We start from the raw sequence: 26,595 nt of genomic DNA, 5'->3' as shown, positions 1-26,595 counted from the left end.
GACGGGCTTGCGTCTGCCGGAGAGGCAGCGCGGCTGACGGATGCGGGAGGCGAGGGCAGCGGGCCGGGGCATCCCGCTCGCGCATGATGGTCCGGCCCGCCGGTGACACCGTCCGAGCGGGAGCGGCAGGAACGGCGTGACGGTCGCGAGCCTGGACCCGCCCCGCGGCCCTGTCCTCGACCCAGGTTAACTCGGCGGTCGAGTCCCGACCCTCAACTGCTGTAACAATGTTGCAATCTCCCGCGCGGCGGCCTAGGTGAGGCGCATCGTCGGGCGTGGGACCTTTTCGCGATGGGCAGGCTGAGGATCGGGATGCTGCTGCTGGCCCTGGGGCTGGCATGGACCGCGCCGGTGCGGGCGGAGGCGCCCGTCCGGGTGGTGGCCACGTTCTCGATCCTCGGCGACCTCGTGCGCCAGATCGGCGGCGACCGGGTCGCCGTGACCACCCTGGTCGGACCGAACGGCGATGCGCACAGCTTCGTGCCCGCCCCGGCCGACGCGCAGGCGGTGGCGGCGGCACGCCTCGTCGTGGTCAACGGCCTCGGCTTCGAGGGCTGGATCGACCGGCTGATCAAGGCCTCCGGCACCAAGGCCGCCATGGTCGTCGCCTCGAAGGGCATCGCCCCGATCGAGGAGGAGGACGACGGCCACAGCCACAATCACGACCACGCCGTCGATCCGCATGCCTGGCAGAACGTCGCCAATGCCAAGCGCTACGTCGCGAATATCCGCGACGGCTTGGCGAGCGTCGATCCCGCGGGGAACGCGGCCTACCAGGCCAGCGCGGCCGCCTACCTCGCGAAGCTCGACGCCCTTGATGCCGAGGTGCGCGCCGCGCTCGCCGGCATCCCGGAGGCGCGCCGGCGCATCGTCACCACCCATGACGCCTTCGGGTATTTCTCGCGGGCCTACGGGATGCGCTTCCTCGCCCCCCAGGGCGTGTCGAGCCAGAGCGAGGCCACCGCCCGCGACGTCGCGGCGATCATCCGGCAGGTCCGCCGCGACAAGATCCCGGCGGTCTTCCTCGAAAACGTCTCGGACCCGCGGCTGATGCAGCAGATCGCCCGCGAGAGCGGGGCCAAGGCGGGCGGGCGCGTCTTCTCCGACGCCTTGTCCGAGCCTGGCGGCCCGGCCCCGACCTATCTCGAGATGATGCGCCACAACGTGAAGGAATTCGCCGCGGCGCTCAGCGGGTGAGGGCGCCCCCTCACCGCAGGTCGAGCGTCAGGCTCCGGAACCGCTTGCCGTCCCGCGACTCCTCGCACGGCTTGCCGTCGGACCCGATCGCCTCGCCGTCATCGCTCAAGACCTGGACCCGGTCGCCGGCGGGGCCGACCAGCACCGCCTCGGGCTGGAAGTCGGGAATTCCGGCGAAGGCCGCGGCGGCGCCCTCGACCCGGACCGGCTTGGCCGCCGGATCGCCCGACCAGCGATAGAGGTCGAACGGCTCGCCGCCGCCCCCGGCTCCGCCCGCGAGGATCAGATACAGCTTGGCGTCCGGCGCGTAGGCGAGGTCACGGATGCCGCGGCCCTTGAGATCGAGGGCGACCGGGGGCCCGAGGCGCGGGGCGGCTCCGGCGACGGCCTCGGCCGGGTTCTCCAGCGGCACCAGCAGGGCGTTCGCGTCGGTGTCGAGCGGGTTGCGCAGGCCGAGCCAGAGGGACTTCTGGTCCGGCCGCGGCGCCATCCCCTCGATGTTGAAGCCCTTGCGCTTGGGGTCGAGGTCGTCCCGGGCCGGCACGTCGAGGCCGATCCGCGCGGCGAACAGGGGCGACAGGGACGCGAAGGCCTGCGGCAGGCCTTTGACCGCGCGGCCCTTCTGCGCCAGGGCCGGCACGCCGCCCGATTCCGTCACCGTCAGGGCGACGAGGCGCCCGCGGCCGGGGCTCTGCTTGCCGCCGCGCCGGCGGCTATGCGAGCCGAGCACGTAGAGGTCGGGGCCGAGCCAGGCCGCGGATTCGAGGTCGGCCTTGCGGTCCTCGGGCGAGAGGCCGAGCAGAGGCCCGAGATCGGCACCGCCGAGCGGCAGCGCGTCGCCGCTCGTTCCGGCCCGGTAGAGCCCCGCCACCGTCGATTCGTCGTCGACCACCAGGAACCGGTCGCCGACGGTGCCGCGCGGATAGGGCACGGCCCCGGACGCCTCGCACATCCCGCGATGCTCCAGCAGCGGGCCGACCTTCACCGGCTCGGCCGAGGCGGCGGAGACCGCGAGCGACGAGACCAGGAGCGCGAGGAGCGGCAGGGGGCGGGGCATCGAGACTCTCGGATCGGGCTGAATGCTGAGGCCGGCCGGATCGGCGCTCCGACCAACGGCTCTCAGGATCATCCCGGGGCCGCGGAGGATGAGACGATCGTCGCGGGAGGTGAACGAAGTCTCGCGGAAAGAGAGCCCCGGCTCCGCGATAATCGCCTCACCCCCCGGTCATCGGCGGGAAGAACGCCACCTCGCTCGCCCCGGCGAGCGCCGTCCCGGGCTTGGCATGGACCCGGTCGACGGCGGCGCGGACGACGCCCTCGGTCTCGAAGGCGTAGGCGTATTCCTCGCCCCGGCCCTTCAGCCAGGCGACGAGGTCGGCGACGGTCGCCACCTCCGGCGGCAGGTCGAGGATCTCCTCGGGGCGGCCGATCCGCTCGCGGACCCAGGCGAAGTAGACGAGCTTCATCGTGTCTCGCTCATCTCTCGTCGTCGATGACGTGACGGATGCCGGAGCGCATGTAGTCGTAGCCGGTATAGAGCGTCAGGGCCGCGGCGAGCCAGAGCAGCACCAGCCCGACGGTGCCGTTGCCGGGCAGGACCCGCTCGCCGGCCGGGCCGGCGATCAGCACGCCGAGGGCCACGAGCTGCACCGCGGTCTTCCATTTGGCGACCCGGCTCACCGGCACGCCGACCTTCAGCTCGGCCAGGTACTCGCGAAGCCCTGAGACCAAGATCTCGCGGCACAGGATCACGATCGCGGCCCAGAGCGACCAGCCGCGGATCGTCCCGTCGGCGCAGAGCATCAGCAGGCTCGCGGCGACGAGGAGCTTGTCGGCGATCGGGTCGAGCATGCGCCCGAGCGCCGAACTCTGCGCGTAGGTGCGGGCGACGTAGCCGTCGAGATAGTCGGTGATCGCGGCGGCGACGAAGACCGCGACGGCGATCCAGCGGGCGGTGTCGTCCTGCGGCCAGAACAGCAGCGCCACCACCACCGGAACCGCGACCAGGCGGCCGTAGGTCAGGAGGTTGGCGAGGTTCAGGGCCGTCGAGCGGCGCCGGGGCAGGACCACGTTCATCGCCACCGGTGAAACCACGCGGGGGGAGGGGGCGTCAACAGACCTCGTCCCGGACTCGGCGTCACGCATCCCTCCAGCCTCGCATCCATGTCACGGATCCGCATGAAAAAAGTCGTAGATCGCCCGGGCGGTCGCGGCGTTCACGCCCGGCGCCTTGGCGAGGTCCTCCAGGGCCGCCCGCTGGATCGCCTTCACCGTGCCGAAATGGTGCAGGAGCGCGCGCTTGCGGGTCGGCCCGACGCCCGGGATCTCGTCGAGGGGGTTCTTCACCATCTCGCGCTTGCGCTTGGCCCGGTGCGCCCCGATGGCGAAGCGGTGCGCCTCGTCGCGCAGCCGCTGGACGAAGTAGAGGGTCGGGTCGCGCGGCGGCAGCCGGAACGGCGCCTGGCCGGGCACGAAGAAGGTCTCGCGCCCGGCATCCCGGTCGCGCCCCTTGGCGATGCCGACGAGCGGCACGTCGGTGACGCCGACCTCGTCGAGGGCCTTGCGGGCCGCCTCGAGCTGGCCGCGGCCGCCGTCGATCAGCACCAGGTCGGGCCAGGCCGGGAAGGCCTCGGTATCGGCCGGGTCCGGCGCGGGCTCGGGCTCCGCCGGCCCGCCCTCGGCGGCGGCGCGGGCGGCCTCGGCCCGGGTGCGCGGATGCTCCTTGACCAGCCGCGCGAAGCGGCGCTGCAGCACCTCGCGCATCATGCCGTAATCGTCGCCCGGCTTCACCTCCTCGGACTTGATGGTGAAGGTCCGGTAGTGGGTCTTCATGAAGCCGGTCGGTCCCGCGACGATCATCGCGCCGACGGCGTTCGTGCCCATGATGTGCGAGTTGTCGTAGACCTCGATCCGCCGCGGCGCGGCGCCGAGCCCGAACGACGTGCCGAGGGCCGCGAGCAGCTTGCCCTGCGAGGCGGTGTCGGCGAGGCGCCGGGCCAGCGCCTCGCGGGCGTTGCGGGCGGCGTACTCGACGAGGTTCTTGCGCTCGGCCCGCTTCGGACAATGGATCTCGACCCGGTTCTCGCTCTTGGTCGAGAGGGCGGCGGCCAGAAGCTCCGCATCCTCGATCTCGTGCGAGGTCAGGACCAGCCGCGGCGCCGGCTTGTCGTCGTAGAACTGGGCCAGGAACGAGGCCAGCACCTCGGCCGGCGTCATGCTGCGGTCGGCCTTGGGGAAATAGGCCCGGTTGCCCCAGTTCTGCCAGTTGCGGAAGAAGAACACCTCGATGCAGAACTGGCCGGCCTGCTCGTCGAGGGCGAAGACGTCGGCCTCCTCGATGCCCTGCGTGTTCACGCCCTGCACGCCCTGGATGGCGGCGAGCGCGGCGATGCGGTCGCGGTAGCGCGCCGCCTTCTCGAATTCCCAGGCGTCGGAGGCGGCCTGCATCTCGGCGGCCATGCGCTCCTTCACGGCGTTCGACTTGCCCGACAGGAAGCCCCGCGCCTCCGCCGCGAGCGCGGCGTAGTCCTCGACCGAGATCTCGTGGGTGCAGGGGCCCGAGCAGCGCTTGATCTGGTAGAGCAGGCAGGGCCGCGTGCGGTTCTCGAAATAGCTGTCGGAGCAGGAGCGCAGCAGGAAGGCGCGCTGGAGCGCGTTCACCGTGCGGTTCACCGCCCAGACGCTGGCGAAGGGGCCGTAATAATGCCCGGCCCGGCGCCGGGCGCCGCGATGCTTCACGAGTTGCGGCGCGTCGGAATCGGCGGTGAGCAGGATGTAGGGCAGGGACTTGTCGTCCCGCATCAGCACGTTGAAGCGGGGCTTGAGCTGCTTGATGAGGTTGGCCTCGAGCAGCAGGGCCTCGGTCTCGGTCGCCGTGGTGACGAACTCCATCGAGGCCGTCTCGGCGATCATCCGGGCGATGCGGTTGGTATGCGCCTGGCCCCGCGCGTAGGAGCCAACCCGGTTCTTCAGGTTCTTGGCCTTGCCGACATAGAGCACGTCGCCCTTGGCGTCGAACATCCGGTAGACGCCCGGCGAGGTCGGCAGCGTGGTCCAGAACCGGCGGATCACCGCCGTGCCGGCCTGGATCGCGCCCGCGCCGGCATCGAGGTCGAAATCGATCTCGGGGGCGGTGTCGAGGGCGTCCACGGCCTCGTCGTCCTCGATCGCGTCGAGGGCGTCGGGCGGCACGTCGTTCCCAGGCTGTCGGCTCATGCTGGCGATGTAGGCGGCCTTCGCGCCGCTGGAAAGACCGCGGCCAGGCGCTAAAAGGCCTCCCTTGAGCCTGCGCCGTCGAAGGACCGCCCCGTGACGCCCTGCCCCGCATGACGCTCCGCGATTGCCGGACGCCCCGGATCCCGCGCCTGCGGCGCGACCTGCCGCGGGTGCGGACGGTCGAGGACGTCCTCTACCTGCCGCACAGCGCGGGCCGGGGCCAGCCCTCGGCCCTGTTCGACGCCGCGCGCCGTTGTTTCGTGCCCGAGAGCGTGGATTACCGCGGGACCGGCACCACGCCCTCCTGGCAGCGCACCGACTGGCCGCAGGAATGGCCGGAGGGCGTGCCGGCGAGCGTGCCCGAGGCGCCCGAGGAGACCTACCTGTTCCTCGGCGGCGCCCACCTGCATTACGGGCACTTCCTGGTCACCACCCTGCCGCGGTTCTGGCCGCTGCTGCGGGCTCGGGGCCCGGCGCCGATCCTGTGCTACGCCCCGGCCCATGACGGCCTCTGGCAGCCCTACCGTTTCGCCATCGACATCCTGGCGCGGCTGGGCCTCGCAGTGCGCGACATCCACGCCTTCGACGCACCGATGCGCCTGCGCCGCGCGATCGTGCCGGCGCCGGCCTTCCAGGAGGAGGCCTTCGCCCACACGGTTTTTCGCGATCTGTGCCGGGAGATCGGGGCCGGCTGCTACGCTCCGGAGGAGGTCGATGCCGAGGACCGGCCGGCCTACCTCGCCAAGACCCGGCTCGCCGGCGGCGTGCGGCGCTTCGCCAACGAGGAGGCGGTGACGGAGATCCTGGCGCGGGAGGGCGTCGAGATCCTGCACCCGGAGGCGATGAGCTTCCCGGAGCAGGTCCGGCTCTTCGCCCGCCGGCGCGTGGTGGCAGGCTCCCTCGGCTCGGCCCTGCACACCGCGCTCTTCGCGCCGTCCGGGCGGCGGGTGGTGGCGCTGAGCTCCGGGCCGGCGATCAACCCGACCTTCCTGCTCGTCGACGCCTTGTGCGGCAACGCCGTGTCGTACCTCCACCAGCCGGGCACGGCGGAGACGGAGCGCGGGGCCTTCGGCGTCCAGCACGCCCTCGCCGATCCGCGGGCGGCGGCCGACGGGTTGCTGCGGCGGATGGAGACGATGGCGGCCGCGCCGGCCGGGCGGGGGATGTTGTCCGCGGCGTGGTCGCGGCTCGGCTGGAGGGCCGGGCGTGGACCGGCCTAAGCAGATCGCGCAAAAGGGGCTGCCGGTTCTGCGGAAACACTCTGCGACACCCCAAAGCCTGAGCGGACGAAGCGTCGGCCTGCCCACAATCGACGACATGGCCTGAGAGCGTGTTCGTGGGAGTCGACGATTTTCCCGCTCGCGACCTCATCCGGAGGTGCTGGCGATCGGAAATCGCGTGCGACCGTCAGGGAGCCTCGGAGGAGGGCTCCAGAATTCTGTGCGCTCCCTGGAGCCCTCCTTCGAGGTCAGTCATTGTCAATCGACTGACACCGCAGGATGAGGTCGTGGGTGGGAGGGCCGATCGCCTCAGGGCTCCACGCTGCTGTCGTGTCCCATAAGGCCTGCCGAAGCACGTTTGCTCGGCGTGCCGAGCAGATCGGGGAGGCCGTCGATACGGTTGAGCCTCGACGGCGACGGCGTGCAGGATGACCGATGGACGGGTCTCGGCCCCCGCCCGGTCGATCGTCAGTCGAACAGCGCGTCGATGTCGCTCTGGTCGACGTGGCCCGGATCCTCGTCGAGCTTCGGCCCGTTGAGCAGGCTGCTCTCGTCGTCGATGTTGACCCCGGCGCGCTCTCCGATGAGGTCCTTGAAGGCTTCGAGGCCGCCCCAGGCCTCGATCATCCGGTCGATGTGATCCTCGACGAACTTCAGCACGCTGACGATCTTGCTGATGCGCTGGCCGGTCAGGTCCTGGAAGTTGCAGGCCTCGTAGAGCACCACGGTGCGATCGAGGATCGCGTCGACGTCGGAATGGTCCTTCAGGCCGCCATTCGAGCGCAGCATCGAGGCATGGGTCTCGATATCCTCGACCGCGGCCAGGATGGTGGTGGTGGCCCGCTCGGTGGCGTCGACCACGGCATCCAGCTCGCCGGCGGCCCGGCGCACGCCCTTGCCGTCGAAGTCCTGCCGGTGCAGCACCGCGATCTCGTGCTTGGTCCGGCCGATCGCGGCCTTCATCACGTCGAGCTCGGTGCGCATGCCGTAGATCTCGGCCATTTCCCGCCGGCAAGCGTCGATCACGTCGCCGGTGGTGGTCTCGGTCAGCCGCTTCAGTTCGTTGACCGTCGCCAGGATCTCAGAGATCCGGTCGTCGTTGACCGAGGGCGGCGGAGGCGCCGCATCGGCCGGAGCATAGGAAACGCCGAGACTTTCCTCGATGCGGAAGCGCTTGTTCTTCATGAGTCCGAGAGAGCCTGCAACCGCGGCCGCATCGCACGGCCCACTGGGACAGTGTCCCGAAGATTGATTGCGAATTGCTGAATGGCCGCCCGGATCCGCCGCCGCGGTGACGAAGGATTCACGATGCGGCAGAATTAACGATTTGCCGCAAGGATTTAGGGAAGCGCTCACCACGTTCCTTCACCGCGCGGTCCCGGGCGGCCTGCTCTCCTCGCCGCGATGCCGGCGGGTCGGTCGGGCGGGTTCGGGGACGGGTGAGATGGCGGTGCGCGGGATGGTGCTGGCCGGGGCGGTCGCGGCCGGGCTGGGAGCGGGACCGGTGCTGGCGCAGGGCGCGCCGGGAGCCTATGGCGGCGGCTTCATCGAGTTCCTGATGACCGGGCAGGATCCCGCCGCCGTCGCCCGCCCCTTACGCCCGGCACCGGTCGCCCCGGACGGCACGATCCTGGCCGGGCGCGGCTACCGGCAGGCCGGCTACGCCGCCGAGGTCTACGGGCAAGCGCCGGCCTATGCCCGCGCCGCGGGCTACGCGCCGGCGGGCTCTGCGGGCGCCCCGTATTCGGGCGCGCGGGTCGGCTACGCGCCGGTCGTCCCCGGGGCCTCCCTGCATTCCGGCGATCCGGTGCCGGCCCCGGCCTATGCCCCGGATCCGTTCGAGGCGCCTCGCGCACGGGCGGTGCCGATGCCGGATCCCGAGGCCCAGGAGGGGATCGCCCGGGCGATCGACTCGCGCTTCCAGCGCCAGGAGGTCGCCTATGACGGCGGGCAGCGGCCCGGCACCGTCGTGATCGACACGCCCTCGCGGTTCCTCTACCTCGTCCAGCCCGGCGGCCGGGCCCTGCGCTACGGCATCGGCGTCGGGCGGCCGGGCTTCACCTGGTCGGGGATGAAGACCGTCAGCGCCAAGCGCGAATGGCCGGACTGGACGCCGCCGGCCGAGATGCTGCGGCGGCGCCCGGACCTGCCGCGCCACATGGCCGGCGGCCCCGCCAACCCGCTGGGCGCCCGCGCCCTCTATCTCGGCTCGTCGCTCTACCGCATCCACGGCACCAACGAGCCGCACACGATCGGACAGTCGGTCTCCTCGGGCTGCATCCGGATGATGAACGAGGACGTGATGGACCTGTACGAGCGGGTGCCGGTCGGGGCCCGCGTGATGGTGATCTGACGCGAAAAAGCCCCGCCGCGCTGCCGCGGCGGGGCCCTTCAGGCTGGACGACGCGACCGGTCAGACCCAGTCGTCGCTGCCGCTGTCGCCCATGTCGCCGTCATAGGAGGCGTCCTGGAAGCCGGCATCGTCGCCGCCCAGCGGCGCGCCGAAATCCTCGCTGCCGCCGGCATTGCCGAAGTAGTTGTTCTCGATAGTGGTCCCGCCGGCCGCACCGGCGCCGCCCAGGCCCGCCATGCTGCCGAGGGAGGAGTGGCCGCCCGCGAAGGCGTTGCTGAGCGCGCTGCCGAGCAGCATGCCGCCCGCCGCACCCGCCGCCATCGGCAGCGCCGTGGCGAGGAAGCCGCCGCCGCGCTGCTGTGGCGCCTGCGGCTGGCCGCCCCACGGACCGCCCTGCTGCGGGGCATAGCCGGGCTGCTGCGGCGGATAGCCCTGCTGCGGGCCGCCATAGCCGGGCTGCTGGCCATAGCCGCCGCCCTGGTTGCCCCAGGCGCCGCCGCGCTGCGGCGGCTGCTGCGGCTCGGGCCGCGAGCCGCCGCCGAAGATGCTGGAGAAGAAGCCGCCTCCGCCGGCGCCCTGGCCGGCCCCCTGGCCGCCGCGCTGGGCCTCGGCCCGGGCCTGCTCGAGCTGCTGGTTGAGGCTCTTGATCGCCTCCTCCTGCACGTAGACGAGCTGCGCCAGGGCGTAGGGCGCGTAGGGCTGGGCGCGGATCTTGTCGGCGATGAAGCGCTCCGCGTCGGCATCGCGGGGCTGCTGCGCGGCCTGCTCCAGTCGCTGGAATATGCCGTTGATGACGTCGCGTTCTTCGCTGTTCATGGAGCCGTACTCCTTCGGTGGCCGGCGGGCGGACCCGGCCCGGCGCCCACGAGATGGGAGGGGGGCCGGCGTTTGTCACGGGGAGGCAACGCGCGAGCGGAGCTTTTTCGCCCGTACCCTGCATTACGTTTTCGACAGGTCGTCTCATCCCGGGATCGCGGCCAGCGGGCTCCCCGCGGCCTGCGCCCGCGCATCGGCTTTCTGGCGCCCGCATCCCCTGTTAGAGGGAGGCGAAGGCGGGCACGTGCGGATGCCCGCGGGAGGAAGACGATGGATCGCAAGACGGTCGGTGGCGTGTCGGTGGCCCGGGTGCTGCACGATTTCGTGGTCGAGGAAGCCCTGCCGGGGACCGGGATCGGCCCGGAGGCGTTCTGGAACGGCCTGTCGGCCATCGTGCGCGATTTGAGCCCCCGCAACCGCGCCCTGCTCGAGACCCGCGACGCCCTGCAGGCCAAGATCGACGCCTACCATCGCGAGCGGGTCGGCAAGCCGGTGGACGAGGCGGCCTACAAGGCGTTCCTCACCGAGATCGGCTACCTCCTGCCCGATCCCGGACCGGTCCAGGTGCGCACCGACGACGTCGACGACGAGATCGCCACCATCGCCGGCCCGCAGCTCGTGGTGCCGACCTCGAACGCCCGCTACGCGCTCAACGCCGCCAATGCCCGCTGGGGCTCGCTCTACGACGCGCTCTACGGCACCGACGCGGTGTCGGAGGAGGGCGGCGCGACCCGCGCCAGCGGCTACAACCGCACCCGCGGCGCCCGGGTGGTGGCCCGGGCCCGGGCCTTCCTCGACCGCACCCTGCCGCTGGCCGGCGGCCGCCACGCCGACGTGGTGACCTACGCGGTGGAGGGCGGCCAGCTCGTCGGCAACATGAATACCGGCGACACGATCCCGCTCGCCCGGCCCGAGGCCTTCGCCGGCTATCGCGGCAAGGCCACCTCGCCGACGGCCCTGCTGCTGCGCCACCACGGCCTGCACGTCGAGATCGTCCTCGACCGGACTCACCGGATCGGCCGCTTCGACGCCTCCGGCGTCGCCGACATCGTGATCGAGTCGGCGGTCTCGACGATCATGGACCTCGAGGATTCGGTCGCCGCGGTGGATGCCGACGACAAGGTCGTGGTCTATCGCAACTGGCTCGGCCTGATGAACGGCACGCTCTCGGCCGCGGTCGAGAAGGACGGGCGCCGCTTCGAGCGCAAGCTCAACCCCGACCGGACCTACACGGCGCCGTCGGGCGAGGGCGAGGTGACGGTTCCCGGCCGCTCCCTGATGCTGGTGCGCAATGTCGGCCACCACATGTTCACCGATGCGGTGCTCGACGAGAGCGGCGCCGAGGTGCCGGAGGGCATCCTCGACGCGGCCGTGACGGCCCTGATCGCGATCCACGACCTCAAGGGCACGTCGTCGATCCGCAACAGCCGCCGCGGCTCGGTCTACATCGTCAAGCCGAAGATGCACGGGCCGGAGGAGGTCGCCTTCGCGGTCGAGCTGTTCGGCCGTGTCGAGGCGATGCTGGGCTTGAAGCCCAACACCCTCAAGATGGGCATCATGGACGAGGAGCGCCGCACCACGGTGAACCTCGCCGCCTGCATCAAGGCGGCGGAGCAGCGGGTGGTGTTCATCAATACCGGCTTCCTCGACCGCACCGGCGACGAGATCCACACCTCGATGGAGGCGGGCCCTGTCATCCGCAAGAACGACATGAAGGGTACGCCCTGGATCAAGGGCTACGAGGAGAACAACGTCGATGTCGGCCTCGCCTGCGGCCTCCTTGGCCGGGCGCAGATCGGCAAGGGCATGTGGGCGGCGCCCGACGCCATGGCCGAGATGCTGATGCAGAAGGGCGCCCACCCGAAGGCCGGCGCCTCGACCGCCTGGGTGCCTTCCCCGACCGCCGCGACCCTGCACGCACTGCACTACCACGAGACCGACGTGAAGGCCCGCCAGCAGGAGCTGGCGCGCCGGCCGCGCTCGGCTCTCGACGAGATCCTGCAGATCCCGCTCGCCCGCTCGAACTTCGCCCCCGACGACGTGCAGCAGGAGATCGACAACAACGTCCAGAGCATCCTCGGCTACGTCGTGCGCTGGATCGACCAGGGCGTCGGCTGCTCCAAGGTGCCGGACATCCACGACGTGGCGCTCATGGAGGACCGGGCGACCCTGCGCATCTCGTCCCAGCACATCGCCAACTGGCTGCACCACGGCGTGGTCTCGCAGGCACAGGTGATGGAGACGATGAAGCGCATGGCCCAGGTGGTCGACCGCCAGAATGCCGGCGACCCGCTCTACCGCCCGATGGCGCCGGGCTTCGACGGCCCCGCCTTCCAGGCCGCCTGCGACCTGGTGTTCAAGGGCCGCATCCAGCCCAACGGTTACACCGAGTACGTGCTGCATGCCCGGCGGCGCGAGGCGAAGGCCGGCGGCGCGCCGGCCTGAGGCGTGAGAGGGGAGGGCGCCCATCGTGGAGTGCGGCGCCCTCCCATGTGCCGCGGGCCGGTGGTCGCCGTCGCCGGCCCGTGGCTTTTCGGATCGCGCGCGTCACCGGGCCGCGCGGAGGCGCTCCTCCGCCGGATCGCGGCTCGGCAGGTCGCTTTGGCGTTCATCATGACGTCGATCGCGGGGCCGCGCTACGAAGCGCCCGGCGGGCTGATATAGGCTTTGACGAATTTCGGCAGCACGGACGGATAGGTGCTGCTGATGATGGCGGCGCCGATATCGCCGTCCCGCATGATGATCCCGGCAGAGGTGAGCCGGCGGCATCCGTCATCGTGGTCCTGGTGCCGGAGCAGACTTTGACCGATCCATCGTTTTTCTGGATCATGTACATATCGATCGGCGCATTCGGATAGCGTACGAACGTATTGGTTCGTCGCTTGATATACGCGTCGACCAAGTCCGACATGCAGCTCGAGTTCTTGCACGTGGACATTGCCCGCGCGATCACCACCGAGGCAACCATGAATGATCGCGCATGATTTGCGGGAGTTCACGCAAGGGTGTTTGCCGGAATGTCGCGCATGTCTCCTGCGAGACGAATCCAGCGCTACGGCACCGTTCCCGGTCAGATCCTGCATGGCGACAAGCACAGCGCCCGGTCACGATGTGACCGGGCGCTTCTCACGATTGTCGTGCGCTCCGTGGCGAGCCGCACTCGCCAAGGAGGATGCGATCGGGGATCGCCCTAGAACGGGATGTCGTCGTCCAGGTCGTCGTAGCGCTTCTGGTTGCCGCCGCTCGACGACGGAGCCGGGCGCCGCTCGCCACCGGAGGAGGAGCGCCCGCCGCTGCTGCGCCCGCCACCGCCGCCACCGCCGTAATCGCCGCCGCGGCTGATCTGGCCGCCGCCCATGTCGTCGCCGCCCATCTCGGACATGCCGCCTTCGGCGCCGCCGCCGCGGCCGTCGAGGATCGTCAGCTCGCCGCGGAAGCGTTGCAGCACGATCTCGGTCGTGTACTTCTCGGCGCCGGACTGGTCCTGCCACTTGCGGGTCTGAAGCTGGCCCTCGACGTAGACCTTCGAGCCCTTGCGCAGGTACTGCTCGGCGACGCGGGCCAGGTTCTCGTTGTAGATCACGACCGAGTGCCACTCGGTCTTCTCCTTGCGCTCGCCGGTCGCCTTGTCCTTCCAGGACTCGGACGTGGCCAGGCGCAGGTTCACCACCGGGTCGCCGGAGGCCAGACGGCGGGTCTCCGGGTCGCGCCCGAGATTGCCCACCAGGATCACCTTGTTCACGCTGCCCGCCATCACGCTCTCCTCTCGTTCCATCTCACTCGGGCGCATGCCCGGCCGACGCCGCGGACCACCGCTTCGGTCACGCGAGTTGGGCCGAACAGGCCGGGACCGGCAAGGGGAGCGGACGCCTTGTGCCCACTACACACATGCCTCAGGCCTGAGCGTGTTCTACATTTGTTCGAAGCATGAGGCAAGCGCCGTCCGGCGGTGGCCCGGACGGCGCGAAAGGCTCAGTCGAGGGCGTCGAGGGATTGCGCCACGTCGGCGATCAGGTCCTCGGTCGATTCCAGCCCGATCGACAGCCGCACGGTGTCGGGGCCGACGCGGGCGGCCTCCTTGTCGGCGGCGGGGAGCTGCCGGTGGGTCGTCGTCGCCGGGTGGATCGCCAGGGACTTGATCTCGCCGATATTGACGAGGTGCGAGATCAGGTTGAGGCCGGTGATGAATCGTTGGGCCGCCTTCTCGCCGCCCTCGAAGCCGACGGTGAAGATCGAGCCGGCGCCCATCGGCGAGTAGCGGTTCGCCATCGCCTCGCCGGGCTGGCCCGGCAGCGACGGGTAGCTCACCCAGGCGACCTTCGGGTGATCCTTGAGGAAGGCGGCCACCGCCTTGGCGTTGGCGCAGTGGCGCTCCATGCGCAGGGGCAGGGTCTCGGTGCCGGTGAGCGTCAGGAAGGCATTCATCGGCGACAGGCCGGGGCCGAGGTCGCGCAGGCCGAACAACCGGCAGGCCACCGCGAAGGCGGTCTCGGGGAAGCGCTCGGAGACGACGAGGCCGTCATAGTCGGGCCAGGGCTCGTTGATCAGGTTGTAGCGGCCCGTTCCCTTCCAGTCGAACCGGCCGCCGTCGCAGACGATGCCGCCGATCACCGTGCCGGAGCCCGACAGGAACTTCGAGGTCGAATGGACCACGATGTCGGCCCCGTGCTCGATCGGACGGATCAGGGCCGGGGAGGCCAGCGTGTTGTCGACGATCAGCGGCAGGCCGTGCTTGTGCGCCACCGCGGCGACGCCTTCGAGGTCGATCACCGTGCCGCACGGGTTGACGATCGATTCGCAGACGATCGCCCGGGTCCTGTCGGTGATCGCCTGCTCGAAATCCTCCGGCGTCAGGCCGCGGGTGAATTGCGGCACGAGGTCGTAGCGGCCCTCCAGCCGGCGCATCAGGCCGAGGGAGCCGCCGAACAGCCGCGAGGAGGCGACGTAGGCGTCGCCCGATTGCATCAGGGTCATCAGCACCAGCAGCATCGCCGACTGGCCGGAGGCCACGGCGACCGCCGCCTTGGCGCCCTCCAGCGCGGCGACCCGGCGCTCCAGCGCCGCCACGGTCGGGTTCGAGCCGCGGGAATACGAGAAGCCGGTCGCCCGCATGGCGAAGATGTCGGCGGCCTGCTCGTTCGATTCGAACACGAAGCCGTTGGTGAAGTAGATCGGCTGCGCCCGGGCGCCGGTGGCCGGATCGGGGGCGGTGCCGGCATGGACCGCCCGGGTGGCGAAATGCAGCTTGGTCGGATCGGTCATCGGGGTCGTCCGTGGAAGGCTAAGCAGATTTCGCAAAAGTGGTGGCCGGTTCTGCGACAAAAATCTGCGACAACATCACAGCTCAGGCGGCGCGGCGCACGGTGTCGTGCAGCGTCCGCACCAGGGCCGAGGGCGCGTAGGGCTTGGGGATGAAGCGCGCCCCCGGCGGCATGTCGTGGGGCCCCGGGCTGCCCATGCCGGAGACCACCAGCACCGGAATGCGCGGCCAGCGCCGGGAGACGAGGCGGGCGAGGGCGAAGCCGTTCATCGAGCCGAGCGGCATGTCGACGTCGGTCATCAGCACCTCGACGTCGGGCCGGCTCTCCAGCACCTTGAGGGCCTGGTCGGCATGGGGCGCCTCCAGCACGGTGAAGCCGGCCTCCGCCAGGGTGTCGGCGGCCTCCATCAGCAGCAGGCCGTCATCCTCGACGAGGAGCACCACCGGGGCGGCGTCGCAGGCGGGGTCGGGCCCGTCCTGACGGGAATCCTGGGGGTGTCGGTCCGGGTCAGATGTCATCGCGGGCAATGCAGGCGGGGGCGAAAGGTTGCTGCCGAATGGTGCTGCCTATGGGTCCGCATGCCGGGGGTCAAGCGTGGCCGCGGACGCAGCGTCAGCCGGTCCCGCCCCCGGATCCGCCCGCGAGGTCCCGTTTCGGGCGGTCATGTCGTGCCGTCTCGCAGGGTGCTAGGCCGTCCCGTCCTGCATCGCGGCGAGCGGCGCTTCGAGGTCCATCACGGCGCCCTCGCGGGGGAAGCGCAGGCTGACCCGGCCACCGAAGCTGTGCACTAGGCTGCGCTCGATCAGCCGCGAGCCGAACCCGCCGCGGCGAGGCGGCACGACGGGCGGGCCGCCGCTCTCCTCCCAGCGCAGGTGCAGCATCGCCTCGGCCTCTCCCGCCAGCGCCCAGGTGACGGCGACGCGGCCGGTCGGGCTCGACAGGGCGCCGTACTTCGCCGCGTTGGTGGCGAGCTCGTGCAGCATCAGCGACAGGGTCAGGACCGAGCGGGGTCCGAGGCCGACCCGGGGACCGGCGGCGGCGAAGCGGCCATCCATCGCGTCGATGTGCGGCGCCATCGCGCCCTCGACGACCGCCGCGAGGTCGGCTTCCGCCCAGGCCCCGCGGATCAGCACGTCGTGCGCATCCGACAGCGCCATCAGGCGGCCGTTGAAGGCGTCCATCGCCGATTCGAGGCTGGGGGCGCTGCGCAGGGTCTGGGCCGCGACCGCCTGGACCAGCGCCAGGGTGTTCTTCAGGCGGTGCGCCATCTCCTGCATCAGCAGCGCCTGCTGCTCCTCGGCGCGGTGCGCCTCGGTCACGTCGCGAGCCACCGCGAGCAGGCGCTCGGGGATGCCGTCGGGCCCCTGGATCGGCGAAACCACCACGTCCCACCAGCGCATGGCCTCGCGCGGGCCCGAGGGCGCGCGGAAGCGGCCGGTGCGGCCGGCACGGGCGGCGGCGAGCGCCACCTCGGCGGCGATCCGGTCGCCGGGCTCCGGCCAGGATGCGGCCCAGGTGCTGCCGATCGCCGCCGCGTCGAGGCGGCCCGCTTCGGTCAGCCACTGCACCGTGCCGTCGAGGGCGAGCACCTGGATGCTGTCGCGGCTCGCGGCCAGGAGCCGGGCGGTGAAGGCCTCGCTCGCCCGCAGGCGGGCATTCAGGTCCTCGGCGGTGGCGAGGCGCGCCTCCCACTCGGCGGGCGAGGCGGCTCGGTCGACCTCACCGGTGGGCGTCCGCGCTTCGTGAGGCGGCCTGGCTTCGTGAAGCAGGGCGCGCAGGCGGGCGATCTCCTCGCGGATCGCCTGCTGGCGCGCCGTCTCGACGCTGGAGGCGCGTTCGGCGTCGGTGTCGCGGGCGACCATCGCACCAGCCTCCAGACCCGCCCGGGCGGCATTCATCCCGACGGCGCCGAAGGCCGGGAGCCGCGGCTCACCCGGCGCCGAAACTGGTCGCGGTCAGTAGATCACGGGAGCAGGCTTGGCCGCAATGCTTGCGGGAATTTTTCCTGTGCCGCCAATTCCCTAACGGCAGATCCCTAGCGGAAGCGGTGCCGGCGGCACCGGGCCGTCGCGGGGAGGGGCCCGGCTGCCGTGCGGCCGGGCCCCGCAGCGTGCCTCAGGCGAGCGCCTGGTCGAGGTCGGCGATCAGGTCGCGCGGATCCTCGATGCCGACGGAGAGGCGCACCACCTCCGGGCCGGCGCCGGCCCGGGTCTTCTGCTCGTCGGTGAGCTGGCGGTGGGTGGTCGAGGCCGGGTGGATCACCAGCGAGCGGGTGTCGCCGATATTGGCCAGGTGCGAGAACAGCTTGAGGTTCGAGACCAGGGCCACGCCGGCCTCGTAGCCGCCCTTCAGGCCGAAGGTGAACACCGCGCCGGCGCCGTGCGGGCAGTATCGCTTGTGCAGCTGGTGGTAGCGGTCGGTCTCGAGGCCCGGATAGCTCACCCAGGCCACCGCCGGGTGGCGGCTCAGGTGCTCGGCGACCGTCTTGGCGTTGTCGGAATGGCGCTGCATGCGCAGCGGCAGGGTCTCGATGCCGTTGATGATCAGGAAGGCGTTGAACGGCGACAGCGCCGGCCCGAGGTCGCGCAGGCCCAGCACCCGCACGGCGATGGCGAAGCCGAAATTGCCGAAGGTCTCGGACAGGACCATGCCGGCATATTCCGGCCGCGGCTGCGACAGCATCGGGTAGCGGGCGTCGCCCGCCCAAGTGAACGAGCCGCCGTCGACGATCAGTCCGCCGATCGAGTTGCCGTGGCCGCCGAGGAACTTGGTGGCCGAGTGGACCACGATGTCGGCGCCGTGCTCGAACGGGCGGATCAGGTACGGCGTCGCCATGGTGTTGTCGACGACGAGCGGGATGTTGTGCCGCTTGGCCACCGCCGCGATCGCCGCGATGTCGGTGATGACGCCGCCCGGATTGGCGATCGACTCGATGAAGATCGCCTTGGTGCGCGGGGTGATCGCCGCCTCGAACGAAGCCGGATCGTCGGTGTCGGCCCAGACGACGTTCCAGCCGAAGTTCTTGTAGGAGTGGTTGAACTGGTTGATCGAGCCGCCGTACAGCTTGTTGGCGGCGATGAACTCGTCGCCCGGCTGCATCAGGGCGTGCATCACCAGGAACTCGGCGGCGTGGCCGGAGGCCACCGCGACGGCGGCGGTGCCGCCCTCCAGGGCCGCGATGCGCTCTTCGAGCACCGCATTGGTCGGGTTGGTGATGCGGCTGTAGATGTTGCCGAAGGCCTGCAGCCCGAACAGCGAGGCGGCGTGATCGACGTCGTCGAACACGAACGAGGTGGTCTGGTAGATCGGCGTCGCCCGGGCGCCGGTGGCGGCGTCCGGCGCCGCGCCGGCATGGATCGCGAGGGTGTTGAAGCCGGGCTGGCGGTCGGTCATGGCGTCCTCGGGCGTCGTCTCTGGCCGACGTGATTAGGACCCCGGAGGCCAGAGGGTCAAGCGCCGCCGTAGACCTGTAGGCTCAGTAAAACCGAACTTTTTGCTGTGCGGATGGGCCTCTCGACCATCCGGTAGAAGCAAAGTCTACAAATCGGACGGCCTTAGAAAGATCGATCTCGCTCTGGCCGAGTGCCGGGCGGACGACGAAGCCTCGCCCACCCGGCGCGATCCTCAGCGGTAATGCCGGTGCCGACGGTGATGATAATGCCGCCCGCGCATGTGGGTGCGGTAGGCGCGCCGGCCCGGATCGATGCCGAGCACGCCGTTGACGCCGCCGACGGCCCCACCGACCGCCCCGCCCACGATGCCGCCGACCGGGCCGGCGACGCGGTTGCCCTCGCGGGCGCCGCGCTGCATCCCGCCGGGAATGCCCTGTGCCTCGGCGGCGCCGGCGAGCGCGAATGTCGAGACAGCGAGGGCGGCGAGGAGCCTGAGCTTCATGATCGTCACTCCGGGGCGCGGCCGGCAGGGCGCCGGTCCGTCCAAGGCATAACGGCCGAGCCGGGCGGAAGTGGCGGACACGTCGAGCGGTCCGCCGCCGCCGTTACCGACGCGTCACAGGTCCGGCGGCTCGCCCTCAGTGGTGCTGGTGCCCGCCCCCGGCCTCCGGGGCCGCCGCGCCGATGGCACCGACCGCGAAGCGCACCGGCACCGTCCCGGCGCGGGCGAAGGTCAGGGTGCCGTCGAGGGTGTCGCCGGCCTTCACCGGGCCGGTCAGGTCCATGAACATCAGGTGGTAGCCGCCGGGCTTGAGCACCACGGTCTCGCCGGGCTTGATGACGAGGCCCGCTTCCACCGGCGCCATCTTCGCCACGCCCTTGTCCATCGCCATCTGGTGCACCTCGCCCCGGGCCGCCAGCGGGATCGAGGCCGAGACCAGACGGTCGGGCTCCTTGCCCGTATTGGTGACCTGAAGATAGCCGCCCGCCACCTTGGCGCCGCCGGGGGTGGCGCGGATCCACGGCGCCGTGACGGTGAGGTCGCCGGCCTTGATCGAGGCGGAACCGGCCGGCGCGGCACCGGCCGGCGCGGCCGCGGCCGCGGCCACGATGCGCACGCCCGGAGCCGGGGATTTCAGGTCGCGGGCGGACTGGCCCGGGGCCGGCACCTCGCGCCAGTCGACGACGGCGCCGTCGCATTCCTGGCGCACCGGGAAGTAGACCGTGCCGCCGGGAGCCACCGCGTCGGTGAGGCGGGCCTGGAACACGAACTCGTCGTACTGGTCGTCGGGCAGGGAGCCGCCTCTCCAGGCGATCTCCTTCACGCCCTCCGACACCGCGCCGTGATGCGACGGGTAGGGGCGGGCATAGGCGCCCTTCACGGTCGTGAGCTGCCAGCCGGCCTTCGGCATGGGCTTGGCCGCGATCACGCCCTCGGGAATCGTGACGGTGAGGCCGGTCGTGGCCTTGCCGTCGCAGCCATGGCCGATCTGGACCACGCCCCGATAGGTCTGGTTCGGGCTCGCCTGCGTGACGGCGAGCACCGCGTGGGCGAGGGCGGGGGCGGCAACGAGAGACAAGGCGGCGGCGAGGCCGGCGCGGAGCGGGAAGGTCATGGGGAGTCGGATCCGGCAAGTCGCGTGACGGGTGAGAGCAGCGGCGCTGCCCGACGGAGCGTCACGCGGCAGGCGGACCGCGGGCGGAGGCGGAGCGGGCGGACGGCCCGCGAGCCAGGGTCTCCACCGCGAAGGACCAGGACAGGACGATGGCGGCCCGCGGCGGCCAGGCCTGCGCCGTCGCCGGTCGCGGCGGGGTGAGCGGGGCCGGACAGCCGAGCGTGCAGCAGGCATGGGCGTGCGCGAGCGGTTCGCTCCCCGCCGGGGCCTGATGCGACGGGCAGAGGATGCCGGCGCCCGCCGCGACCGGAACCGGGTTGAGGCCGGTGAGGAAGGCCTGCAGCACCAGCCCGTAGAGCGACAGCACGGCGGCGACCGCGCGCCAGCGCGCGACCCTCCTGCCCGATGCCTGCCCGAGATCGCCCATGCGCCAGACATAGCCGAGGCGACCGGGTTCCGCTACGGCCGGGAGAGACCGCTCCCCCCGACCGCGCGTTGCACAATTACCGCAGTCCACAGGCTATGCCCAAGCTCCACGGCGGTGCCTGCCCGGCGCCACAATCTGGCCCGCTCCTCATAGTGTCTTAACCGCATCCCGGCACCGTCACGGGCCATAGAATGGGGCGCAACACGGCAGCGGAAAGTCTGTCGCCGTCGATCGTCCCGCGTCAGAGGTTCGAGAGCAGAATTCCCATGCTGACACGCGTTTCCCTCACCGGTTCGCTCGGCCTGGCTCTCCTGGCCGCCGCCGCCCTCCCGGCCCTGGCGCAGGACCGGGGCGGCGGGCTGGCCCAGGCCGAGTGGGCGCAGAACTACGATTCCGCCGCGACGATGCGGGTGCAGCGCTCCAACACGCCGATCCTCTCGCCCCAGACCCTGGCGGCCACCGAGCAGATGGTCGAGCGCTACCGCGACATCGTGGCCCGCGGCGGCTGGCAGCCCGTGTCGGGCGCCGAGCGCCTGCGCGTCGGCTCGAAGAGCCCGGCGGTCACCGCCCTGCGCCAGCGCCTGATCGTCTCCGGCGACCTCGACCCGGCGGCGGGCTCCTCGCCGGTCTACGATTCCTATGTCGAGGCCGGCGTGCGCCGCTTCCAGGCCCGGCACGGCCTGAACCAGACCGGCGCGATGAACATCACCACCGTCCAGGCGATGAACGTGCCGGCGGACGTGCGCCTGCGCCAGCTCGAGCTGAACGCGGTGCGCCTGCGCTCCTATTCGGGCAATCTCGGCGAGCGCTACGTCATCGTCAACATCCCGGCGGCCCTCGTCGAGACGGTCGACGGCGACCACGTCGCGACCCGCCACGCCGCCGGCGTCGGCAAGATCGACCGCCAGTCGCCGATCATGAACGCCAAGATCCAGGAGGTGAACTTCAACCCCTACTGGACGGTGCCGGCCTCGATCATCAAGAAGGACCTGATCCCGAAGATGCAGAAGGATCCGGCCTACCTGACCGACAACAAGATCCGCATCTTCAACGGCGACCGCGAGATCCCGCCGTCGCAGGTCAACTGGCATTCCGACGAGGCGACCCGCTACCGCTTCCGCCAGGATCCGGGCGTCGACCTGAACTCGATGGGCTTCGTGCGGATCAACATCCCGAACCCGCACGGCGTGTACATGCACGACACGCCGGCCAAGGGCATCTTCGGCGACGATTTCCGCTTCGTCTCGTCGGGCTGCGTGCGCGTGCAGAACGTGCGCGAATACGTGTCCTGGATCTTGCAGGGCACCCCGAACGCCAACCCGGACACGATCGAGGCGATCATCCAGGGCGGCCAGCGGGTCGATGCCCGGCCGGTCGCGCCGATCCCGGTCTACTGGACCTACATCACCGCCTGGTCGACCCCGGACGGCCTCGTGCAGTTCCGCGACGACATCTACAAGCGCGACGGCGCCGGCGCCCCGACCGCCTCGATGGCTGCCGCCGCTGCCGGCCCGCGCAACTTCAACCCCGACGCCGACGACGACCAGACCAACTGATCGCCGCGCGACGACCCGAACTGACGACGGCCCGGGCGTGAGCCCGGGCCGTTTTCGCATGAGTGGACATCATGACCCCCGATCCCGAAACCCGCCTCGACGCGCTCGAAGCCCGCATCGCCTACCAGGACGCGACGATCGAGGACCTGAACCGCATCGTCACCGAGCAATGGAGCGCGATCGACGCTCTGACGCGGCACGTCGCCGCCCTGCGCGAGCGGGTGCGCGAGATGGCTGAGCGCCCGGCCGAGAGCGGGGACGAGCCCCCGCCGCCCCACTACTGAAGTACGGCCGAAAAGATTTGTGACCTCGCTTTCAGTTTTTCTGAATCGCCGAGCGCTTGACGCAAATTGCGCTCAATCCTAGCTTCCCATCAAGTCAGACGGAATTGTCACCCTCTCCCGCCAGTTCGGGGCCGTGCAACGACGTCCGCGATCCAGGTGAACAGGTGCGGGACCAGAGAACGGAGTGGGTTCGTCCACGTCTTTGTCCCGCATGATCGATGCTGTTTGGATTTCGGGCGCCGCTGTGCCGCCACGGACAGACGCGGAGGGTTTCAGCTCCGCGACGTCGGTCCGGCTCGCTTCGCGCCCGAGTCCCGATCTCGACGTCTCGCTCCGGAATCTTGCCGCAAGGTCGCGGCCAGGAGCCGCAGCAGATGTCGCTCACAGACAAAGGTCCGCCGCTGCGGCCTTGGACTCCTCCGTCGCCCGCGTGTAGAAGCCGGTCGATCCCAGTAGCTTATCCCGCACCGGCGCTCCGTCCGGGCGGCTCCCGACGAACCTCGAGGCCATCATGAGCGTGGGCACCGCCGCCAATACCCGGTCCAACTCGTTCTTCTCCGCGTCGCTCGCCGACGCCGATCCGGATCTCGCCCGCGCGGTCGCGCAGGAGCTCGGTCGCCAGCAGCACGAGATCGAGCTGATCGCCTCGGAGAACATCGTCTCGCGCGCCGTGCTCGAGGCGCAGGGCTCGGTTCTCACCAACAAATACGCCGAGGGCTATCCGGGCCGGCGCTATTACGGCGGCTGCGAGTTCGTCGACATCGCCGAGAACCTCGCCATCGAGCGCGCCAAGCGCCTGTTCGGCTGCGAATTCGCCAACGTGCAGCCGAATTCCGGCTCCCAGGCGAACCAGGGCGTGTTCATGGCCACCATGCAGCCCGGCGACACCTTCCTCGGCCTCGATCTCGCGGCCGGCGGCCACCTCACCCACGGCGCGCCCCCGAACGTCTCGGGCAAGTGGTTCAAGCCGGTCTCCTACACGGTGCGCCGCGAGGATCAGCGCATCGACATGGAGCAGGTCGAGCGCCTGGCCCAGGAGCACAAGCCGAAGGTGATCATCGCCGGCGGCTCGGGCTATCCGCGCCACTGGGACTTCGCCAAGTTCCGCGAGATCGCCGACAGCGTCGGCGCCATCTTCTTCGTCGACATGGCGCACTTCGCCGGCCTCGTGGCGGGCGGCGTCCATCCCTCGCCGTTCCCGCACGCCCACGTGGTCACCACCACCACCCACAAGACCCTGCGCGGCCCGCGCGGCGGCATGATCCTCACCAACGACGAGGCGCTGGCCAAGAAGCTCAACTCGGCGATCTTCCCGGGCCTCCAGGGCGGGCCGCTGATGCACGTCATCGCCGGCAAGGCGGTGGCCTTCGGCGAGGCGCTGCGGCCGGAGTTCAAGGTCTATGCCCGCCAGGTGGTGGAGAACGCCAAGGCGCTCGCCGACACGATCATCTCGGGCGGCTACGACATCACCTCCGGCGGCACCGACAACCACCTGATGCTGGTGGATCTCCGCGCCAAGGAGCTGACCGGCAAGGCGGCGGAGGCCGCGCTCACCCGCGCCGGCATCACCTGCAACAAGAACGGCGTGCCGTTCGATCCCCAGAAGCCGACCATCACCTCCGGCATCCGCCTCGGCACCCCGGCCGCGACCTCCCGCGGCTTCGGCGTCGCCGAGTTCAAGAAGGTCGGCGAGCTGATCGTGCAGGTGCTCGACGGCCTGCACCGCGCCGGCGAGGCGGGCGATGCAGGCGCCGAGGAAGCGGCCAAGCGCGAAGTCCACGCGCTGACCGACCGCTTCCCGATCTACGGCTGAACTGAGTCCCTGATCTCCCGGCTTCCCCTTCCGCCGGGAGCGCTCTAGAACACGCCCCTTCCGGGGCCGGTCCCGCGCGCGGGACCGGCCCTTTTTCGTCAGTAGAGGAACGGGCGACCGATGCGGTGCCCCTATTGCGGCGGCCTCGACACGCAGGTGAAGGATTCCCGGCCGAGCGACGACAGCTCGGCGATCCGCCGCCGGCGGATCTGCCCGGATTGCGGCGGCCGCTTCACCACCTTCGAGCGGGTGCAGCTGCGCGAGCTGATCGTCGTCAAGCGCTCGGGCCGCAAGGTGCCGTTCGACCGCGACAAGCTGCAGCGCTCGGTCGAGACGGCCTTGCGCAAGCGCCCGGTCGAGCCGGAGCGCATCGAGCGCCTGGTGAGCGGCATCACCCGCCGGCTCGAGAGCACCGGCGAGGCCGAGGTGACCAGCGAGGCGATCGGCGAGGCGGTGATGGAGGGGCTCAAGGGCCTCGACGACGTCGCCTATGTGCGCTTCGCCTCGGTCTACAAGAACTTTCGCGAGGCCCGGGACTTCGAGGAATTGCTGGGCCACCTCGCCGCCGGCGCGGCCCAGGCGGCCGGCGCCGACGAGGCTTCCCCGGCCGACGCCTCAGTTCCGATCGATCCGGCGCCGCCGGCCCGCCGCCCGCGGAGCCGCGCGTCGTGAGCGCCCGAGATTCCGCCCAGGAGGAGGCCGACCGGCGCTACATGCGCCTCGCCCTCGCCCTTGGCCGGCGCCATCTGGGCCAGGCCTGGCCGAACCCGTCGGTCGGCGCGGTGCTGGTTGCCGGTCCGCCGGGGTCCGAGCGGATCCTGGCGCAGGGCGTGACGCAGCCCGGCGGCCGGCCCCATGCCGAGCGGGTCGCGCTGGCGGCGGCCGGGGAGGCGGCACGCGGCGCCACCCTCTACGTCACGCTCGAACCCTGCTCGCATCACGGCCGCACCTCGCCTTGCGCCGATGCCACCATCGCGTCGGGGGTCGCCCGGGTGGTGAGCGCGATGGACGATCCCGATCCCCGGGTCGCCGGCCGCGGCCATGCCCGGCTGGCCGAGGCCGGCATCGCCGTCTCGGTCGGGCTGATGGGCGCGGAGGCCGCCCGCGACCAGCGCGGGCACGTCACCCGGATCACGCAGGGCCGGCCGGCGGTCTTCCTCAAGCTCGCCCGCACGGCGGACGGCTACGCGGCGGGCGGGGAGGGGCGGCTGATGATCAGCGGGCCGCGGGCCAATGCCGAGATCCACCTGCAGCGGGCCCATTGCGACGCGATCATGGTCGGCGTCGGCACGGTGCTGGCGGACGATCCCCAGCTCACCGTGCGCCTGCCCGGGATGGCGGCCCGCTCGCCGCTGCGGATCGTCCTCGATCCAGCCTTGCGCACGCCGCCGACAGCCGGCCTGGTGCGCACCAGCGCCACCGTCCCGACCCTGATCCTCGCCGGCCGCGAGGCGCCCGGCCCGGCCGCCGAGGCGCTCAGCGCGGCTGGCGCCGAGGTGCAGCGGGTGCCGGTCACCGCGGAAGGGCGCATCGACCTGCCGGCGGCCCTGCGGTTCCTGGGCGCCCGCGGCCTCACCCGGGTGTGCTCGGAGGGCGGGCCGACGCTCGCCGACGCGCTCGCCCGCGACGGACTCGTCGACGAGTGCCTGCTCGTCACCGGCGACTGCGTCCTCGGCCGGCCCGGCCTGCCGGCGGTCGGCCCGAACCTCGCCGCGCGCCTCGCCTCCGCGGATTTCGCGGTCGCGGAGGAGGCTCGGATCGGCACCGATCTCTTCACCTGCCACGTACGGAGCCCGTAGATGTTCACCGGCCTCGTCTCGGATGTCGGCCGCGTCGTCGCGGTCTCCGGCGATTCCAAGCTGAAGCGCATCGCCATCGACTGCGCCTACGACCCCGCCGGCATCCTGATCGGCGCCTCGATCGCCTGCTCGGGGCCCTGCCTCACCGCCGTGACGGTGACCCCGCGCGAGGGTGGCTGCACCTTCGAGGTCGATGCCGCGGCCGAGACCCTGGCCCGCACCACGGTCGGAGCGTGGGGTCCGGGCACGCGGGTGAACCTGGAGCGCTCGCTCAAGATCGGCGACGAGCTCGGCGGCCACCTCGTCACCGGCCATGTCGACGGGCTGGCCGAGATCGTCGCTCGCGAGCCGGTGACCGGCCAGGCCGGCGACGTCTGGGCGCCGAGCGAGCGCTTCGTGCTCCGGGCGCCGGCCGGGTTGTCGCGCTTCATCGCCGAGAAGGGCTCGGTCTGCCTCGACGGCACCTCGCTCACCGTCAACGGCGTCGAAGGCGACACCTTCACGGTGCTGCTGATCCCCCACACCCTCGCCGTCACCACCTGGGGCGAGCGCCGGGTCGGGGACAGGCTCAACCTCGAGGTCGACCTGATCGCCCGCTACGCGGCGCGGCTGACGGAGGCGCGGGCGGCGGTCGGGCTGAGCTGAC

Annotated in this window: 25 protein-coding genes; 10 read left to right on the top strand and 15 right to left on the bottom strand. The window is 71.3% G+C overall.

The window, feature by feature from the left end; all coding sequences use genetic code 11:
- Positions 1 to 291 precede the first annotated feature (291 nt).
- Positions 292 to 1,197 (top strand): metal ABC transporter solute-binding protein, Zn/Mn family, encoded by a 906-nt coding sequence (locus VQ03_RS03640; protein WP_048449499.1) that lies wholly within the window; start codon positions 292 to 294, stop codon positions 1,195 to 1,197.
- Between the two features lie 10 nt (positions 1,198 to 1,207).
- On the opposite strand, the gene VQ03_RS03635 is transcribed toward VQ03_RS03640, so the two are convergent.
- From VQ03_RS03635 to uvrC, 4 genes are all read right to left on the bottom strand, one after another.
- Entirely contained in the window at positions 1,208 to 2,254 is a 1,047-nt protein-coding gene (locus VQ03_RS03635) for a DUF3616 domain-containing protein (RefSeq protein ID WP_048449498.1), read from the bottom strand.
- 157 nt (positions 2,255 to 2,411) lie between these two features.
- Positions 2,412 to 2,663: a molybdopterin converting factor subunit 1 gene (gene moaD / locus VQ03_RS03630; protein WP_048449497.1), complete on the bottom strand. Its 252-nt coding sequence runs from the start codon at positions 2,661 to 2,663 to the stop codon at positions 2,412 to 2,414.
- A 10-nt stretch (positions 2,664 to 2,673) separates the two neighbouring features.
- On the bottom strand, positions 2,674 to 3,273 hold the full coding sequence (gene pgsA / locus VQ03_RS03625) for a CDP-diacylglycerol--glycerol-3-phosphate 3-phosphatidyltransferase (protein ID WP_048449496.1): 600 nt from the start codon (positions 3,271 to 3,273) through the stop codon (positions 2,674 to 2,676).
- Positions 3,274 to 3,363: 90 nt separating this feature from the next.
- The gene (gene uvrC, locus VQ03_RS03620; protein ID WP_048449495.1) at positions 3,364 to 5,412 is read right to left on the bottom strand and encodes an excinuclease ABC subunit UvrC; all 2,049 of its coding nucleotides are present in this window, start codon (positions 5,410 to 5,412) and stop codon (positions 3,364 to 3,366) included.
- Between the two features lie 110 nt (positions 5,413 to 5,522).
- Between uvrC and VQ03_RS03615 the strand changes: the two genes are divergently transcribed.
- Positions 5,523 to 6,632 (top strand): glycosyltransferase family 61 protein, encoded by a 1,110-nt coding sequence (locus tag VQ03_RS03615; protein ID WP_053078383.1) that lies wholly within the window; start codon positions 5,523 to 5,525, stop codon positions 6,630 to 6,632.
- A gap of 468 nt (positions 6,633 to 7,100) precedes the next feature.
- Here the strand turns inward: VQ03_RS03615 and VQ03_RS03610 are convergent, their stop codons facing one another.
- Positions 7,101 to 7,817, bottom strand: a complete 717-nt coding sequence (locus tag VQ03_RS03610) for a chemotaxis protein (RefSeq protein ID WP_048449494.1) — start codon at positions 7,815 to 7,817, stop codon at positions 7,101 to 7,103.
- 259 nt (positions 7,818 to 8,076) lie between these two features.
- Between VQ03_RS03610 and VQ03_RS03605 the strand changes: the two genes are divergently transcribed.
- Complete coding sequence (locus VQ03_RS03605) at positions 8,077 to 8,985, top strand: L,D-transpeptidase family protein (protein WP_048449493.1); 909 nt, start codon at positions 8,077 to 8,079, stop codon at positions 8,983 to 8,985.
- A 60-nt stretch (positions 8,986 to 9,045) separates the two neighbouring features.
- On the opposite strand, the gene VQ03_RS03600 is transcribed toward VQ03_RS03605, so the two are convergent.
- Positions 9,046 to 9,801 (bottom strand): DUF2076 domain-containing protein, encoded by a 756-nt coding sequence (locus tag VQ03_RS03600; protein WP_048449492.1) that lies wholly within the window; start codon positions 9,799 to 9,801, stop codon positions 9,046 to 9,048.
- Positions 9,802 to 10,071: 270 nt separating this feature from the next.
- On the opposite strand from VQ03_RS03600, the gene VQ03_RS03595 reads away from it, so the two are divergent.
- Complete coding sequence (locus VQ03_RS03595) at positions 10,072 to 12,246, top strand: malate synthase G (protein ID WP_048449491.1); 2,175 nt, start codon at positions 10,072 to 10,074, stop codon at positions 12,244 to 12,246.
- Between the two features lie 191 nt (positions 12,247 to 12,437).
- Here VQ03_RS03595 and VQ03_RS32655 read toward each other — a convergent pair whose 3' ends face one another.
- The 9 genes from VQ03_RS32655 to VQ03_RS03555 form a co-directional block, all read right to left on the bottom strand.
- Positions 12,438 to 12,800: a hypothetical protein gene (locus VQ03_RS32655; protein ID WP_157063938.1), complete on the bottom strand. Its 363-nt coding sequence runs from the start codon at positions 12,798 to 12,800 to the stop codon at positions 12,438 to 12,440.
- Between the two features lie 191 nt (positions 12,801 to 12,991).
- Positions 12,992 to 13,555: a single-stranded DNA-binding protein gene (gene ssb, locus VQ03_RS03590; protein ID WP_048449490.1), complete on the bottom strand. Its 564-nt coding sequence runs from the start codon at positions 13,553 to 13,555 to the stop codon at positions 12,992 to 12,994.
- Positions 13,556 to 13,773: 218 nt separating this feature from the next.
- A complete protein-coding gene (locus VQ03_RS03585) occupies positions 13,774 to 15,063 on the bottom strand; it encodes an O-acetylhomoserine aminocarboxypropyltransferase/cysteine synthase family protein (RefSeq protein WP_048449489.1) in 1,290 nt (429 codons plus the stop codon).
- Positions 15,064 to 15,145: 82 nt separating this feature from the next.
- Positions 15,146 to 15,580 (bottom strand): response regulator, encoded by a 435-nt coding sequence (locus tag VQ03_RS03580; RefSeq protein WP_083467751.1) that lies wholly within the window; start codon positions 15,578 to 15,580, stop codon positions 15,146 to 15,148.
- A 168-nt stretch (positions 15,581 to 15,748) separates the two neighbouring features.
- Positions 15,749 to 16,924: a sensor histidine kinase gene (locus VQ03_RS03575; protein WP_048449487.1), complete on the bottom strand. Its 1,176-nt coding sequence runs from the start codon at positions 16,922 to 16,924 to the stop codon at positions 15,749 to 15,751.
- A gap of 253 nt (positions 16,925 to 17,177) precedes the next feature.
- Positions 17,178 to 18,455: an O-acetylhomoserine aminocarboxypropyltransferase gene (locus tag VQ03_RS03570; protein ID WP_048449486.1), complete on the bottom strand. Its 1,278-nt coding sequence runs from the start codon at positions 18,453 to 18,455 to the stop codon at positions 17,178 to 17,180.
- A 231-nt stretch (positions 18,456 to 18,686) separates the two neighbouring features.
- Positions 18,687 to 18,956 (bottom strand): hypothetical protein, encoded by a 270-nt coding sequence (locus VQ03_RS03565; RefSeq protein ID WP_048449485.1) that lies wholly within the window; start codon positions 18,954 to 18,956, stop codon positions 18,687 to 18,689.
- Between the two features lie 136 nt (positions 18,957 to 19,092).
- A complete protein-coding gene (locus tag VQ03_RS03560) occupies positions 19,093 to 20,070 on the bottom strand; it encodes a DUF1775 domain-containing protein (protein ID WP_048449484.1) in 978 nt (325 codons plus the stop codon).
- Positions 20,071 to 20,131: 61 nt separating this feature from the next.
- A complete protein-coding gene (locus tag VQ03_RS03555) occupies positions 20,132 to 20,497 on the bottom strand; it encodes a hypothetical protein (RefSeq protein WP_048449483.1) in 366 nt (121 codons plus the stop codon).
- 266 nt (positions 20,498 to 20,763) lie between these two features.
- Between VQ03_RS03555 and VQ03_RS03550 the strand changes: the two genes are divergently transcribed.
- The 6 genes from VQ03_RS03550 to VQ03_RS03525 all read left to right on the top strand — a co-directional run bounded on the left by VQ03_RS03550 (position 20,764) and on the right by VQ03_RS03525 (position 26,594).
- Complete coding sequence (locus tag VQ03_RS03550) at positions 20,764 to 22,053, top strand: L,D-transpeptidase family protein (protein ID WP_048449482.1); 1,290 nt, start codon at positions 20,764 to 20,766, stop codon at positions 22,051 to 22,053.
- Positions 22,054 to 22,124: 71 nt separating this feature from the next.
- Positions 22,125 to 22,337 (top strand): SlyX family protein, encoded by a 213-nt coding sequence (locus VQ03_RS03545; RefSeq protein ID WP_048449481.1) that lies wholly within the window; start codon positions 22,125 to 22,127, stop codon positions 22,335 to 22,337.
- 511 nt (positions 22,338 to 22,848) lie between these two features.
- Positions 22,849 to 24,150, top strand: a complete 1,302-nt coding sequence (gene glyA, locus VQ03_RS03540) for a serine hydroxymethyltransferase (protein ID WP_048449480.1) — start codon at positions 22,849 to 22,851, stop codon at positions 24,148 to 24,150.
- 120 nt (positions 24,151 to 24,270) lie between these two features.
- Positions 24,271 to 24,822 (top strand): transcriptional regulator NrdR, encoded by a 552-nt coding sequence (gene nrdR, locus VQ03_RS03535; RefSeq protein WP_048449479.1) that lies wholly within the window; start codon positions 24,271 to 24,273, stop codon positions 24,820 to 24,822.
- A 41-nt stretch (positions 24,823 to 24,863) separates the two neighbouring features.
- On the top strand, positions 24,864 to 25,949 hold the full coding sequence (ribD, locus tag VQ03_RS03530) for a bifunctional diaminohydroxyphosphoribosylaminopyrimidine deaminase/5-amino-6-(5-phosphoribosylamino)uracil reductase RibD (protein ID WP_048449535.1): 1,086 nt from the start codon (positions 24,864 to 24,866) through the stop codon (positions 25,947 to 25,949).
- Positions 25,950 to 26,594: a riboflavin synthase gene (locus tag VQ03_RS03525; RefSeq protein WP_048449478.1), complete on the top strand. Its 645-nt coding sequence runs from the start codon at positions 25,950 to 25,952 to the stop codon at positions 26,592 to 26,594.
- Position 26,595: the final 1 nt, after the last annotated feature.

Origin of the sequence: Methylobacterium tarhaniae (assembly GCF_001043955.1) — a bacterium.
In the GTDB taxonomy this organism is placed as follows: domain Bacteria; phylum Pseudomonadota; class Alphaproteobacteria; order Rhizobiales; family Beijerinckiaceae; genus Methylobacterium; species Methylobacterium tarhaniae.
This window is presented reverse-complemented; position numbering and strand designations above follow the sequence as displayed.

What these genes read in the sequence shown, in the direction of transcription:
- glyA (WP_048449480.1), top strand. Translation starts at nt 22,849, where the DNA reads ATGAGCGTGGGCACCGCCGCCAATACCCGGTCCAACTCGTTCTTCTCC.
- nrdR (WP_048449479.1), top strand. Translation starts at nt 24,271, where the DNA reads ATGCGGTGCCCCTATTGCGGCGGCCTCGACACGCAGGTGAAGGATTCC.
- VQ03_RS03635 (WP_048449498.1), bottom strand. Translation starts at nt 2,254, where the DNA reads ATGCCCCGCCCCCTGCCGCTCCTCGCGCTCCTGGTCTCGTCGCTCGCG.
- VQ03_RS03565 (WP_048449485.1), bottom strand. Translation starts at nt 18,956, where the DNA reads ATGAAGCTCAGGCTCCTCGCCGCCCTCGCTGTCTCGACATTCGCGCTC.
- ribD (WP_048449535.1), top strand. Translation starts at nt 24,864, where the DNA reads ATGCGCCTCGCCCTCGCCCTTGGCCGGCGCCATCTGGGCCAGGCCTGG.
- VQ03_RS03570 (WP_048449486.1), bottom strand. Translation starts at nt 18,455, where the DNA reads ATGACCGACCGCCAGCCCGGCTTCAACACCCTCGCGATCCATGCCGGC.
- pgsA (WP_048449496.1), bottom strand. Translation starts at nt 3,273, where the DNA reads ATGAACGTGGTCCTGCCCCGGCGCCGCTCGACGGCCCTGAACCTCGCC.
- VQ03_RS03600 (WP_048449492.1), bottom strand. Translation starts at nt 9,801, where the DNA reads ATGAACAGCGAAGAACGCGACGTCATCAACGGCATATTCCAGCGACTG.
- VQ03_RS03640 (WP_048449499.1), top strand. Translation starts at nt 292, where the DNA reads ATGGGCAGGCTGAGGATCGGGATGCTGCTGCTGGCCCTGGGGCTGGCA.
- VQ03_RS03610 (WP_048449494.1), bottom strand. Translation starts at nt 7,817, where the DNA reads ATGAAGAACAAGCGCTTCCGCATCGAGGAAAGTCTCGGCGTTTCCTAT.
- VQ03_RS03615 (WP_053078383.1), top strand. Translation starts at nt 5,523, where the DNA reads ATGACGCTCCGCGATTGCCGGACGCCCCGGATCCCGCGCCTGCGGCGC.
- ssb (WP_048449490.1), bottom strand. Translation starts at nt 13,555, where the DNA reads ATGGCGGGCAGCGTGAACAAGGTGATCCTGGTGGGCAATCTCGGGCGC.
- VQ03_RS03545 (WP_048449481.1), top strand. Translation starts at nt 22,125, where the DNA reads ATGACCCCCGATCCCGAAACCCGCCTCGACGCGCTCGAAGCCCGCATC.
- VQ03_RS03580 (WP_083467751.1), bottom strand. Translation starts at nt 15,580, where the DNA reads ATGACATCTGACCCGGACCGACACCCCCAGGATTCCCGTCAGGACGGG.
- VQ03_RS03555 (WP_048449483.1), bottom strand. Translation starts at nt 20,497, where the DNA reads ATGGGCGATCTCGGGCAGGCATCGGGCAGGAGGGTCGCGCGCTGGCGC.
- VQ03_RS03575 (WP_048449487.1), bottom strand. Translation starts at nt 16,924, where the DNA reads ATGGTCGCCCGCGACACCGACGCCGAACGCGCCTCCAGCGTCGAGACG.
- VQ03_RS03560 (WP_048449484.1), bottom strand. Translation starts at nt 20,070, where the DNA reads ATGACCTTCCCGCTCCGCGCCGGCCTCGCCGCCGCCTTGTCTCTCGTT.
- VQ03_RS03550 (WP_048449482.1), top strand. Translation starts at nt 20,764, where the DNA reads ATGCTGACACGCGTTTCCCTCACCGGTTCGCTCGGCCTGGCTCTCCTG.
- moaD (WP_048449497.1), bottom strand. Translation starts at nt 2,663, where the DNA reads ATGAAGCTCGTCTACTTCGCCTGGGTCCGCGAGCGGATCGGCCGCCCC.
- VQ03_RS03525 (WP_048449478.1), top strand. Translation starts at nt 25,950, where the DNA reads ATGTTCACCGGCCTCGTCTCGGATGTCGGCCGCGTCGTCGCGGTCTCC.
- uvrC (WP_048449495.1), bottom strand. Translation starts at nt 5,412, where the DNA reads ATGAGCCGACAGCCTGGGAACGACGTGCCGCCCGACGCCCTCGACGCG.
- VQ03_RS03595 (WP_048449491.1), top strand. Translation starts at nt 10,072, where the DNA reads ATGGATCGCAAGACGGTCGGTGGCGTGTCGGTGGCCCGGGTGCTGCAC.
- VQ03_RS03605 (WP_048449493.1), top strand. Translation starts at nt 8,077, where the DNA reads ATGGCGGTGCGCGGGATGGTGCTGGCCGGGGCGGTCGCGGCCGGGCTG.
- VQ03_RS03585 (WP_048449489.1), bottom strand. Translation starts at nt 15,063, where the DNA reads ATGACCGATCCGACCAAGCTGCATTTCGCCACCCGGGCGGTCCATGCC.